Genomic DNA, 12417 nt, shown 5'->3' on the forward strand with positions numbered 1-12417 from the left:
CATGCCATCGGTCAACAGCACCATTCAGCTGATTACCCGTGAGGAAGCGCAGGCCGCCGGCTCCGGCGCGCCCGCGTCCACCTGCACGCCCGGCCTGGCCAAGGGGCCGTGGTCCTTCGATACCGCGTCGGCCAGCGGGGCGTGGGCGCCGTCGTACGGGCCGGGCGCGTCGTTGGCCGACCCGGCGCCGCCCGCCACCCCGCGGCAGGGGGAGATTCCGGCCGAATACCGGCTGGCCAGCGACGCCGAGCTGGATGCGCGGATCCTGGCCGCCAAGGAAAAGCTCGGGAACAAGCTGGTGATCCTGGGCCACTTCTACCAGCGCGATGAAGTGGTCAAGTACGCCGACTTCGTGGGCGATTCCTTCCAGCTGGCGCGGGCCGCCAAGGAGAAGCCGGAGGCCGAGGTCATCGTGTTCTGCGGCGTGCACTTCATGGCCGAAACCGCGGACATGCTCTCCGGCCCCGGCCAGGCTGTGATCCTGCCGAACCTGGCGGCCGGCTGCTCGATGGCGGACATGGCGGACATCGACTCGGTGCAGGCCTGCTGGGATCAGCTCGCCGGCGTGCTCGGCACCGGGACGGACGCGGACGGCAAGGTCCCGGTCATCCCGGTCACGTACATGAACTCGTCGGCCGCCCTCAAGGGGTTCTGCGGCGAGAACGGCGGGATCGTCTGCACCTCCTCGAACGCCGAGACCGTGCTGGAATGGGCCTTCGAGCGCGCCCACCGCGTGCTCTTCTTCCCGGACCAGCACCTGGGCCGCAACACAGCCAAGGCCATGGGAGTGCCGCTGGAGCAGATGCCCATGTGGAACCCGCGCCAGGCACTCGGCGGCAACGACGAAGCCGCGCTGCTCGACTCCCGGGTGATCCTCTGGCACGGCTTCTGCTCGGTGCACAAGCGCTTCACGGTGGACCAGATCGACAAGGCCCGTGCCGACCACCCCGGCGTCCGGGTGATCGTGCACCCCGAATGCCCCATGCCGGTCGTGGACGCCGCGGACGAGGCCGGTTCCACTGACTACATCCGCAAGGCAGTGGCCGCGGCCACCGAACCGACGGTCTTCGCGATCGGCACCGAGATCAACATGGTCAACCGGCTGGCCGCCGAGTACCCGCAGCACACCATCTTCTGCCTGGATCCGGTGATCTGCCCGTGCTCCACCATGTACCGGATCCACCCGGGCTACCTGGCCTGGGTGCTCGAGGCCTACGCCGGCACCGGCGAGCTGCCCGGCGGCGAGGTGCTCAACCGCATCACCGTGCCCGACTCAGTGGCCGTCCCCGCCCGCGTGGCGCTGGAACGGATGCTGGCAGCCAAGCCGTGAACGGCACACCGGCCCGGCGCATCGCGGTGGTGGGGTCCGGCATCGCCGGGCTCTACGCCGCCGCGCTCGCCGCGGAACGGGCGGACACCGCGGTCACCCTGATCACCAAGGGCGGGCTCGCCGAGTCCAACACCTGGCACGCGCAGGGCGGCATCACCGCGGTGACCGCGCAGGGCATCGCTGCCGGGGATTCCGTGGCGGCCCACGCGGCGGACACACTCACCGCGGGCGCATGGCTGAACGACGACGGTGCCGTCCGCCTTTTGTGCGAAGGCGCGGCTCGAGAGATCGCCACCTTGGAAGACTGGGGTGTGGCCTTCGACCGGCACGGCGGGACATTCTCGCTCGGGCTAGAGGGCGCGCACTCGGCGGCGCGGATCCTGCATGCCGGCGGCGACCGGACCGGAGCGGGCATCGCCGAAGTCCTGATCCGGGTGGCCCGCGGCATGGCCGATGCCGGCCGGCTGGAGATCCTCGAACACACCATGGTGCGGCGGCTGCTGACGAAAGGCAACCGCGTCACCGGCGTGGAACTGATGGAAATGCGGGCCGAAGGCGACGGTGCGCTGCCCGCGCAACTGGACACCGACGTCGTGATTCTGGCAACCGGCGGTGCGGGGCAGCTGTTCCCTGCCACCACCAACCCGGCGACGGCCACCGGCGACGGCGTGGCGCTGGCCTGGGCGGCCGGCGCGGTGCTGGCCGACCTGGAGTTCATCCAGTTCCATCCCACCCTGCTGGACCCTGCGGCGACCGGCGGCAGGCCATTCATGATCTCGGAGGCGGTGCGAGGCGAGGGGGCCGTGCTGGTGGACGCGGCGGGGGAGCGGTTCATGCCGGCGCTCCACCCGGCGGCCGAGCTGGCGCCCCGGGACGTGGTCTCGCGGTGCATCCACCAGCAGCTGCGGCTGCAGGAGGAAAGCGGCCTGGTGCCGCAGGTCTTCCTGGACGCCACGGCGGTGGAGCGGGAGAAGGGCCCCGGCTTCCTGGCCGCGCGGTTCCCGCTGATCGATGCCACGGTCCGATCGCTCGGCTTCGACTGGACCCGCCAGCCGCTGCCCGTGCGTCCGGCCTCGCATTACTGGATGGGAGGCGTCCAGACCGATACCGATGGGCGGACCTCGGTGCCCGGCCTCTTCGCGGTGGGCGAGGCGGCCTGCACCGGAGTGCACGGCGCCAACCGGCTGGCCTCGAACTCGCTGCTGGAGGGGCTGGTCTTCGCCCGCCGCGCTGTGGCCGCGCTGGACCGGCCGGAGCATACGCCCGAGTTCGACGCGGTGCCGGTCGATGCCGACGGCCCGGCCAACGGAACCACGTCATGCACGCGGAAACAGATCCAGACCGTAATGGCGGCCGCCGCCGGCGTGGTCCGCGACGGTGAGGCGCTCCGGGGGGCGGCCCGGCAGCTGAGGCAATGGCACATCCCCGTCACCGCCGCCGCGCCGGCCGAAGATGCGGCCCTGCTGACGCTGGCCCGGCTGGTGGTGGCGGCCGCCACCGCACGGCAGAACAGCATCGGCGCGCACTTCCGCAACGACCACAGCCAGGCACCGGCCGACCGGACGCGGCTGGCCTTCGTGAACGCCCACACGCTTGCCGCGCACGGCCACTACCCAACGTCCCAGCGAATCCTGCAGGAGCAGCCATGAATCCTATCCAGCCGATCGAGATCCAGCCGGTCGACGGCACAGCCCTGGAGCGGATTGTCGCCGGGGCGCTCGCCGAGGATGCGCCCTGGGGCGACATCACGTCCGCCACGCTGATTCCTGCCGACGCGACGGCCACCGCCGAGCTCGCGGCCCGCGAACCTGGGGTCTTTTCGGGAGGCCCGGTGCTGGCCGAAGTGTTCCGCCAAGTGGACCCGTCCGTGCAGGTGGACCTGAAAACCGATGACGGCGCGGCGTTCGAAGCCGGTGATGTGCTGGCGGTGCTGTCCGGCAACGCCCGGGCTATCCTGCTGGGCGAGCGGGTAGCCCTGAACCTGCTGCAGCGGCTGAGCGGGATCGCCACCCAGACGGCGGCATTCGTCGCCGAAGCCGCCGGTACCGGCGTCCGGGTGGTGGACACGCGCAAGACCACGCCGGGGCTGCGGGCGTTGGAGCGCTACGCGGTGCGCTGCGGCGGCGGGCAGAACCACCGCTATTCGCTCTCCGACGCGGTGATGGCCAAGGACAACCATCTGGCCGTACTCACCGCAGACGGCACCCGCGACCTGACCGAGGCGCTGCGGGCGGCGAAGGCCAAGCTGCCGCACACCGTGCACTTCGAGGTGGAGGTGGACCGGGCCGAGCAGATCGAGCCGGTGCTCGCCGCGGGCGTGGACACCATCTTGCTGGACAACTTCAGCTTGGACGGACTCCGCGCCGGCGTCCAGCAGGTGGCCGGCCGGGCCTTGGTGGAGGCCAGCGGCAGCGTCCGGCTGGAAACCGTGGCCGCGATCGCACGGACCGGGGTGGACATCATCTCCTCCGGCGCGCTGACCCACAGCGTCCGGTCGCTGGACCTGGGCCTGGACATCCGTATTGCTGCGGCCCCAGCGGATCCAGAGGCAGCTCCCGCGGCCGGTGAGGCAGCGTCGTCGTGATTTATCTGGATGCCGCGGCCACGGCGCCGGTGCGCCGCGAGGTACTGGAGGCCATGTGGCCGGCGTTGACGCAGGACTTTGGCAATCCGTCCAGCCACCACACCGTGGGCGAGGCGGCGCTGCGGGCGCTGGACTATGCCCGCGGCAAGGCGGCGGAGGCCCTGGGCTGCCGGCCCGGCGAGATCATCTTCACATCCGGCGGGACCGAATCCAACAACCTGGCGATCAAGGGGATCGCGCTCGCTGCCCCGCGCGGCAGGCACATCGTCACCAGCGCGGTGGAGCATCCGTCGGTGCTGGCGGCGGTGGACTACCTCGTCCGGTTCCACGGCTTCGAGGCCACCAGGGTGCCGGTGGACGCCGCGGGCATGGTCCGCGTGGACGGACTGGAAGCGGCGCTGCGCGAAGACACCACGCTGTGCACGGTGATGTACGCGAACAACGAGGTGGGCACCATCCAGCCGATCACCCGGATCGGCGCGCTCTGCCGGGCCGCGGGCGTGCCGTTCCACACCGACGCCGTGCAGGCCGCCGGTTGGCTGGACCTGGACGTCTCGGCGCTGGGCGTGGACGCGCTCAGCGTGTCCGGCCACAAGCTGGGCGCGCCCAAGGGTTGCGGCCTGCTCTACGTTGCCGGCAGGATTCCGCTGGAGCCGGTGCTGCACGGCGGGGGACAAGAACGCGGCCGGCGGTCCGGCACCGAGAACGTTGCCGGCGCGGTCGCCGTGGCCACGGCGCTGTCGCTGGCGGACGGCGACCGGGCGGCGGATGTGCCCCGGCTCACCGGTTACCGCGACTACCTGATCGACACGGTGCTGCGCGAACTGCCGGGCACGGTGCTGACCGGACACCGGACCGAGCGGCTGCCGGCCAGCGCCTCCTTCTGCTTCCCCGGGACATCCGGCGAGGCGGTGCTGCTGGAGCTAGAACGCCGCGGCGTGGTCTGCTCCAGCGGTTCCGCCTGCGCGGCAGGCTCCGACGAGGCCTCGGCGGTGCTGCTGGCGATGGGCATCGACCGGGCCGTGGCGCAGACCGCGGTGCGGCTGACCTTTACCGCCGGTGTGAAGGAATCCGAGATCGCGCTGGCCGCCCGGTCGGTCGTCGCCGCGGTCAAAGAGGTCCAGACACTGCGGCGCTGAGCCGGTCCCGGTGCCGGTACCGGAGCACGGGGACGTGAACTCCGAACCGGGTATCGCCCTCCGGCGTTGGGGCGGGGTAGGCTCCAGTCACGGCTGCGCGTGGGCCCCGAAGGGACCCCAGATGGGTTTGGGATGGGGCATCGGATGGGACACGGCGTGGTGCTCTACCGGACCGGCCCGCACAGTGGCTACGGTAGGAACCTGACGGAGGGGGAGCGGGCCATGAGGACAGCGAATCTACTGGGCCGTGGTGCCGCTGCAGCCCTCTGCGTGGCGCTGGTCTCCGGCTGCAACTTGCTGCCAGCCGACGGCGGTGCCTCGGCCAGCGCGGGCGCGTCACCGGCGACGGTGGCGGGCGGGGGCGGTTCCGCCGGAACCACGGCGCCGCTCGGCAAAGCGCCCGTGCGCAAAGCCACCATCGACGGCTGGAAGGTCTATACCGACCCCGACCGGGTGCTCAGTTTCGAGATCCCCGCCGATTGGGTGGTGCAGCGGCAGATCAAGCCCAGCCAGCCCTCGGATAAAGGACTGCATCTGGATATCCGCGACTCTGACGGCGAGCTCGCCGCCCAACTGCACACCCGGCTGAAGCTGCCGAAGGCCACCTGTGCGGGCGGCGTCACCGAACTGCGGGTGCTGCTCAGCAAGCCGGCCAAGGTGCCCGCCGTGGCATCCGCCGACACCATCGAGCCGGTGTTCGTTTACCGGACGCTGCTGGGCTACAAGTACTTCGGCTCCTACGGGCTGACCGACAAGCCGGCCGGCAACGGCTTCCAGGCCTGCACGGTGGAAAACACCGTCAACGGCCCCAAATCCGTGGGCACCTACTCCTTTGGCACGGCCGTGCGCCACGGGACGCCGGCACCGGGGGAGAAGACCGGCCTGCTGGATAAGTACGGGCTGATCTCCGAGGCGGAGCGCTTCATCACCACCAAGCGCTTCAAGACGGTGCAGCAGGTCATCATGACCCTGCAGATCAGCGGAGACGCGAAGGCCTAAGGCGGAAGCGGCGGCTTCACCCCCCCGCCCACAGAGGCAAGCACAAGGCCCGGTTGCTGCCGCATTCGCGGAAGCAGCCGGGCCTTCTGGACTTCAGCTGCGGGTCAGTCGTTTTTCAGGCCCGCGTGCAGCTTGTCGGTCAGCCCCTGGAGCTGGCCGAATTCATCCTCGGTGAGCAGCGGCGCCAGCATGGCGTGCAGGTGCTTCACATGCTCCCGGCCGATGGTTTTCTGCAGCTCGCGGCCTTCGTCGGTCAGCGAGATCTCGATGCCCCGCTGGTCGTTCTGGGCCGTGCGGCGGAGAACCAGGCCTTTCTTTTCCAACCGGTCAACCATTCGGCTGAGGCTCGGCTGGCTGATGAGCAGGGCCTCATTCAGCTCGTTCAGCCGGCTCCAGCCGCCCGGACACAGACTCAGGTTGAAGAGCACGTCGTACTCCCGCATCGCGAGCTTCTTGAACTCCGGCAGCTGCTGCATCCGGCGCATGACCGCCACCTGGGTGCGGAACAGCGATTCCCAGGCCTCCGCCGTCGTCCTGACATCAGGGCTGGAGGAATCAGCCATTGGCCACCGCCTCACCGGCAGCCTGCTTGGCGTCGCGGGCGGCCTTGCGGCTGGCGTGCGTGGGGGTGTCCGGCACGTGTGCCGGCTTGCGCGCGGCGAATTCCTTCTTCAGCACCGGCAGCACCTCCTCGCCGAACAGGTCCAGTTGCTCCAGCACGGTCTTCAGCGGCAGGCCGGCGTGGTCAATCAGGAACAGCTGGCGCTGGTAATCCCCGAAGTAGTCGGCGAAGGCCAGGGTCTTTTCGATCACCTGCTCGGGGCTGCCCACGGTCAGCGGGGTCTGCGCGGTGAAGTCCTCCATCGACGGGCCGTGGCCGTAGACCGGGGCGTTGTCGAAGTACGGACGGAACTCGTTGACCGCGTCCTGCGAGTTCTTGCGCATGAAGAACTGCCCGCCCAGACCCACAATGGCCTGGTCGGCGGTGCCGTGGCCGTAGTGCTCGTAGCGCTCCCGGTACAGGCCGATGAGCTGCATGTAGTGCTCCTTCGGCCAGAAGATGTTGTTGGCGAAGAAACCGTCACCGTAGTAGGCGGCCAGTTCGGCTACCTGTGGGGTGCGGATGGAGCCGTGCCAGACGAACGGCGCGACGCCGTCCAGCGGCTGCGGCGTGGAGGTGTAGTTGTGCAGCGGCGTGCGGTGCTTGCCCTGCCAGTTGACCACTTCTTCATCCCAGAGCTTGCGCAGCAAGGCGTAGTTCTCCACGGTCAGCTCCAGCGAGTCCTGGATGTTCTTACCGAACCAGGGGTACACCGGGGCAGTGTTGCCGCGGCCCAGAACCAGGTCCACGCGGCCGTCGGCCAGTTGCTGGAGCATGGCGAAGTCCTCGGCGATCTTCACCGGGTCGTTGGTGGTGATCAGCGTGGTGGCGGTGGAGAGCGTGATCCGCTCGGTCTGCGCGGCGATGTAGGCCAGCAGGGTGGTGGGGGAGGATGAGAAGAACGGCGGGTTGTGGTGCTCGCCGACGGCATAAACGTCCATGCCGATTTCTTCGACCTTCTTGGCAATGGCCACGGCCGCCTTGATCCGCTCGCGCTCGGTGGGCATGCGGTTGGTGGTGGGGTCCAGGGTGACGTCGCTGACGCTGAATACGCCGAGTTCCATGATGTACCTCTCGTTGCTTTGTTCGGAATCAGTTTACATGCATATGCATTCACTGTCTTCAACGGCGCGTCGAGCGGAAAGATTCCCCGCCTCGGGTGTGGGCCGGGGCACGGCGGCATGCCGGGCCGCGATGGAGGCGCGTGACGGGCCGGCTGGGCGGCGTTTCCGGTTGCTAGTCCTTGGAATCGCTCAACTGGCGGCGCATCGTGCTCAGGATCCGGTCCAGGCTGACCACCACATAACCGGCTGCCGTGGCCGGGGTCTCCTCGGTGACCGCTCCGGCCAGCTTCCGTCCAAGCTGCTGCTGGGCGGCGTCGGCGGCGTCGAGTTTCTCCTGCAGGTCGTCGGCGGCCAGGCTGCGGACCGCGGCGGCCGAGGCCTTCAGCGCCTCGGACATGGGTTCCAGTACCGGCTCGGGGATACGCAGGTGATCGTCCCAGATCACCGCGCCGAGCACCTCGGTGATGTCCTGGGTGTTGAATGCCGCGCGTTCCAGCGTGCGCAAATTGGACCAGTCGGCCTCCAGATCCCGGTCGTGGAACCGGCGGCGCGGATTGGCCTTGCGGCTGCGGTCGGCGGTCTGGACGGCCTGCCGCACCTGCTCGCTCAGCCGGACGATGTTTTCGCCGTTGGAGGCCCACTCGTCGCGTTCCGGCGGCCAGTCTTCCAGCAGTGCCTCGGCCATTTCCTCCAGTTGGCCCGCCAGATCGGACTGCAGTTGCTGCAGGCTGCGGCCCACGGCGCTGAAGTTCAGCGGCGGGATCAAAAGAAAGTTCACGGTAATGCCGACGAGGACTCCCACCGCCATCTGTACCGCATACCCCAGCGAGTAGTCGCCGGCATCGGAGCCGCCCACCAGCAGGACGAACAGCGCGGCCATCGGTACCCAGTCCCGCCCGGCACCGAGCCGCGGAAGCCCGGCGACCAATACACCCAGGAACACCAGCAGGCTCACGGTGAGGACGTGCAGGCCCACCGTCAGCAGCAAAACCCAGGCCAGCGCGATGCCCAGCAGCAGCCCTGCCAGCGTCTGCAAGGAGGTCTTCACCGAATCCGCAACGGTGGAATACATGCTGATCAGGGCACCGAGAGGGGCGTAATACGGATAGTCGGCCACCTCGCCAGGCAACTGCCGGGCGATCACCCAGGCGATGCCGCACGCCAAGGCTGTCTTGAACGCCAGCTGGATCCGCTGCCAACCGCCGAGCTGCTGGCCGAACTTTCGCACCGGCGCCGGCAGCCCGTCCACGAACCGGCCGATGGATCGGGCCAGCCGGCCGGGCGTGCCCGCTTGCGCTGCGTCAGGCTCTGTCATGCGCGGTACCTCCAAGGCTCGGGGGCACCCGCCGGGATTCAGCGCCCGGCCGGAACCAGTTCTGCCTCGAGTGTATTGCGCTTGACCGTCCGGCGCTCGTGCCGGCCTTCCACCAGCCGGTACAACACCGGCACCAGCACCAGTGTCAGCGCGGTCGAGGAGACCAGCCCGCCGATCACCACCACGGCCAGCGGCTGCGATATAAAGCCGCCCTCGCCGGTCAGTCCCAGCGCCATCGGCGTGAGCGCACAGATGGTGGCCAGCGCGGTCATCAGGATGGGCCGCAGCCGGCGCCGCGCACCGTGCGTGATGGCGTCCGCCACGCTCATGCCGGGCTGCCCGTCATGCGGGCGACGGTACTGGTTGATGAGGTCGATCAGCACAATTGCATTCGTCACCACGATGCCCACCAGCATCAGCATGCCGATCAGCGACGGCAGCCCCAGCGGAATCTGCGTGAGGACCAGCAGCCCGATCGCGCCGGTGGCCGCGAACGGAATCGAGACCAGCAGGATCAGCGGCTGCACCAACGACTTGAAGGTCGCCACCATGATCACGTACACAATGGCGACGGCGGCCAGCAGCGCCCAGCCCAGCTGGGCGAAGGATTCGGCCTGCTGGGTGGCCGCGCCGCCCAGGCTCGCGGTGACGCCGGCCGGCAGCTCGGTGCTGTCCAGCACCGCCGCCACCTCGCCGCTGAGCGCACCAAGGTTATCTCCCTCCGGGGTGACGGAGACGACGGCGGTGCGTTCGCCGCCGCTGGCACTGATCGACGTCGGCACGTCGGTTTCCTTCACCGTGGCCAGATCGGTCAGCGGCACCGGTCCGCCGGCCGTCGGCAGTTCGACGCCGCGCAGTTCCTCGACGCTGGCAAAGTCGCTGCCTTCGCCGATAAGCACGGGGAAGTCGGTGGTGCCGATCCGCACGGTGCCGCCGGGCAGCGGGCTGATCGTTGACGCCAGCAAACCGGCGACCTGTTCCTCGTCCAGGCCGGCGGCCACGGCCTTGGCCCGGTCCACGGACACCTGCACCACCGGTTCGGCCGCGGACAGGTTGCTGGACGCCTCCGCGGCTCCCGGCAGGTCCTGCAGCCGTTCCACCAGGCGGTCCGACGCGTCCTGCAACTGGCCCGGTTCGCTGGCCGAGATCTCCACGTCCACGGTGCTGGAGGTGCCGAAGCCACCACCCTGCGTGCCCAGCGTGAACGTCGCGTCGCCGGGCAGCTGCTCGACGGCGGAGCGCACCTTGTCGCGCAGCGCCGCCTGGTCAATGCCTTCTTCCGTGATCACGGTGTACTGCGCCACCGAGGCGCCTGCGGAAAGGAACGTGCCCACGCCGCCGCCGGCGTTGCCCATGGTGACCTGGACGTCCTGGATGCCGTCCATGCCGGCCAGCAGTTCCTCGACCGGCACCGATGCCTCATCGGTGGACTCCAGGCTGGACCCGGCCGGCATCTGGAGCCGCAGGCTGAAGCTGTTCTGGCCGCTGTCGCCCAACAGGTTGGTTTGCATCAGCGGGACCATGGCAACGGTGCCGCCCAGCACCAGCAGCGCCGCCACGGTGGTGACCACCGGGTGCCGCTGGGTGCCGGCGAGCACCGGCAGGTAGCCGCGCTGCAGCAGGGACCGGCGTTCCTTCTCCGAAGCCGCTTCGCGCACCGCCAGCGCGTCGGAGCGTGACTGGGGCTGCGGTGACTTGACGAACCAGTACGCCAGCACCGGCACGATCGTCAGCGACACCGCGAGCGAGGCCAGCAAGGCCAGCGCCGTGGTGACGGCGAAGGGGCGGAACAGTTCACCGGCCAGATCGCCGACGAATGCGATCGGCAGGAAGACCGCCACGGTGGTCAGCGTGGAGGCGGTGATCGCGCCGGCCACTTCGCGCACAGCGGCCATGATGGCGTCGCGCTTGGCTTCGCCGTAGTTCAGGTGCCGCCTGATGTTCTCGACCACCACGATCGAGTCGTCAACTACCCGGCCGATGGCGATGGTCAGCGCGCCGAGGGTAAGGATGTTCAGCGAGTAGCCCAGCGCATTCAGGCCGATGAACGTGGCCAGCAGTGAGAGCGGGATGGAAATCGCGGTGATCAGCGTGGCGCGCACGGAGAGCAGGAAGACCAGGATGATCAGCACCGCGAAGCCCAGCCCCAGCAGCCCCTCGGTGGTCAGGTCCTTGATGGACTTCTCGATGAAGGGAGCCTGGTCGAACACTGTGGTGATCTGCGCGCCGTTGCCCAGCTCGGCCTCCAGCTCGGGAAGCATGTCCTTGACCGCGTGCGAGATGGCCACCGTGTCGCCGTCCGGCGTCTTGGTGACGGCCAGCGCCAGCGTCAGTTCCCCGTTGGTCCGCGTGATTGAGGTTTGGTCGTCGTCGGCGATGGACACCTTGGCCACGTCGCCGATGGTGGCGGGATCTTCGGCGGCGGCTTCTGGTTGCTGGCCGGGCTGTGCCTGACCGGGCACGGTGTCAGGGACCGGCACCTGGCCCTGGTCCGCCGGGTTGCCCGGCGGTGCCGGCTGGCCTTGGCCCGGAAACTGTCCCGGGGCCTGCCCCGCGCCCGGTGAGGCGGGAGCGGAAGGCTGCTCCGCCGTCGTTGTTCCAGCGGGGGAGAGCGGCAGGTTCTCGATGGCTTTCAGGCTGTCCAGCGGACTGCCGATCTGCACCGAGAGACTCTTGCCGTCCTGTTGCACGGCCCCGGCCGGGACCAGTCCGCCGCTGCTGGCGAGACTGTCCACCACAGCGGAAACGCCGACGCCTGCCTCCGCCATGGCATCGTCGTCGGGCAGGATGGCGATGTGCCGGCCGGGGCCACCGGAGACTTCGGCGCCGCGCACGCCGGCGATGTTCTGCAGCCGGGGCACGGTCAGCCGGTTCAGCTCGGTGCTCAGCTCGCTCAAGTCCACATCGGAGCCGACCGCCATGAAAACGATCGGGAAATCGTCGATGCTGCCGGCCAGCGACAGCGGCGAGACGTCGTCGGGCAGCTGCTGGCGGACGTTGGAAATGGCGCGGTCCACCTGGCTGCGGGCACGGTCCAGGTTGGTGCCGTAGACGAAGGTCAGGTTGACGGTGGAGAACCCCGTGCGTGACACCGCCGAGGAGGATTCCAGACCCTCCACGGCGGTGAGCGCGCGTTCCAGCGGTTCGCTGACCTGCTTGTCCACCACTTCAGGGGACGCGCCGGGCATGGAGCTGACCACAGTGACCCGCGGAAATTCCAGCGAGGGGATCAGTTCCTGCTTGAGCGAGCCCATGGTGATCACGCCGAAAACGGCCACGAAGACCGTAATCAGCGCGATCAGCGCCCGGTTCGCCAGGGACAGTGTTGCCAGCTTGTGCATGGGATGTAGCTTAGTTTGTCAGGGCTGGGCCGCCGCAACGGACC

The 12417-nt window shown here is 69.2% G+C and carries 9 protein-coding genes; 5 read left to right on the forward strand and 4 right to left on the reverse strand.

What is annotated here, in order from left to right:
* Position 1: 1 nt before the first annotated feature.
* The 5 genes from nadA to AB0N75_RS12760 all read left to right on the forward strand — a co-directional run bounded on the left by nadA (position 2) and on the right by AB0N75_RS12760 (position 6052).
* Positions 2-1330, forward strand: a complete 1329-nt coding sequence (gene nadA / locus AB0N75_RS12740) for a quinolinate synthase NadA (protein WP_364650254.1) — start codon at positions 2-4, stop codon at positions 1328-1330.
* The gene (nadB, locus tag AB0N75_RS12745) at positions 1327-2979 is read left to right on the forward strand and encodes an L-aspartate oxidase (protein WP_364650257.1); all 1653 of its coding nucleotides are present in this window, start codon (positions 1327-1329) and stop codon (positions 2977-2979) included. Before nadA ends, nadB begins: the two co-directional genes overlap by 4 nt.
* On the forward strand, positions 2976-3914 hold the full coding sequence (gene nadC, locus AB0N75_RS12750) for a carboxylating nicotinate-nucleotide diphosphorylase (protein WP_364650259.1): 939 nt from the start codon (positions 2976-2978) through the stop codon (positions 3912-3914). Before nadB ends, nadC begins: the two co-directional genes overlap by 4 nt.
* Complete coding sequence (locus AB0N75_RS12755) at positions 3911-5053, forward strand: cysteine desulfurase family protein (protein WP_364650262.1); 1143 nt, start codon at positions 3911-3913, stop codon at positions 5051-5053. The genes nadC and AB0N75_RS12755 overlap by 4 nt, the downstream gene beginning before the upstream one ends.
* A gap of 222 nt (positions 5054-5275) precedes the next feature.
* A complete protein-coding gene (locus AB0N75_RS12760) occupies positions 5276-6052 on the forward strand; it encodes a hypothetical protein (protein WP_364650265.1) in 777 nt (258 codons plus the stop codon).
* Positions 6053-6156: 104 nt separating this feature from the next.
* Here AB0N75_RS12760 and AB0N75_RS12765 read toward each other — a convergent pair whose 3' ends face one another.
* From AB0N75_RS12765 to AB0N75_RS12780, 4 genes are all read right to left on the reverse strand, one after another.
* A complete protein-coding gene (locus tag AB0N75_RS12765) occupies positions 6157-6615 on the reverse strand; it encodes a MarR family transcriptional regulator (protein WP_364650268.1) in 459 nt (152 codons plus the stop codon).
* Positions 6608-7717 (reverse strand): LLM class flavin-dependent oxidoreductase, encoded by a 1110-nt coding sequence (locus tag AB0N75_RS12770; protein WP_127511521.1) that lies wholly within the window; start codon positions 7715-7717, stop codon positions 6608-6610. Before AB0N75_RS12770 ends, AB0N75_RS12765 begins: the two co-directional genes overlap by 8 nt.
* Positions 7718-7889: 172 nt before the next feature.
* Entirely contained in the window at positions 7890-9032 is a 1143-nt protein-coding gene (locus AB0N75_RS12775) for an aromatic acid exporter family protein (protein WP_364650271.1), read from the reverse strand.
* Positions 9033-9070: 38 nt separating this feature from the next.
* Positions 9071-12373, reverse strand: coding sequence for an efflux RND transporter permease subunit (locus AB0N75_RS12780; RefSeq protein ID WP_364650274.1), 3303 nt, complete (start codon positions 12371-12373; stop codon positions 9071-9073).
* Positions 12374-12417: the final 44 nt, after the last annotated feature.

Origin of the sequence: Arthrobacter sp. NPDC089319 (genome assembly GCF_040684925.1) — a bacterium.
In the GTDB taxonomy this organism is placed as follows: Bacteria; Actinomycetota; Actinomycetes; order Actinomycetales; family Micrococcaceae; genus Crystallibacter.

Excerpts from the sequence above, each read along its gene's own strand:
- nadA (WP_364650254.1), top strand. The coding sequence starts at position 2 with ATGCCATCGGTCAACAGCACCATTCAGCTGATTACCCGTGAGGAAGCG.
- nadC (WP_364650259.1), top strand. The coding sequence starts at position 2,976 with ATGAATCCTATCCAGCCGATCGAGATCCAGCCGGTCGACGGCACAGCC.
- AB0N75_RS12760 (WP_364650265.1), top strand. The coding sequence starts at position 5,276 with ATGAGGACAGCGAATCTACTGGGCCGTGGTGCCGCTGCAGCCCTCTGC.
- AB0N75_RS12765 (WP_364650268.1), bottom strand. The coding sequence starts at position 6,615 with ATGGCTGATTCCTCCAGCCCTGATGTCAGGACGACGGCGGAGGCCTGG.
- AB0N75_RS12770 (WP_127511521.1), bottom strand. The coding sequence starts at position 7,717 with ATGGAACTCGGCGTATTCAGCGTCAGCGACGTCACCCTGGACCCCACC.
- AB0N75_RS12775 (WP_364650271.1), bottom strand. The coding sequence starts at position 9,032 with ATGACAGAGCCTGACGCAGCGCAAGCGGGCACGCCCGGCCGGCTGGCC.
- AB0N75_RS12780 (WP_364650274.1), bottom strand. The coding sequence starts at position 12,373 with ATGCACAAGCTGGCAACACTGTCCCTGGCGAACCGGGCGCTGATCGCG.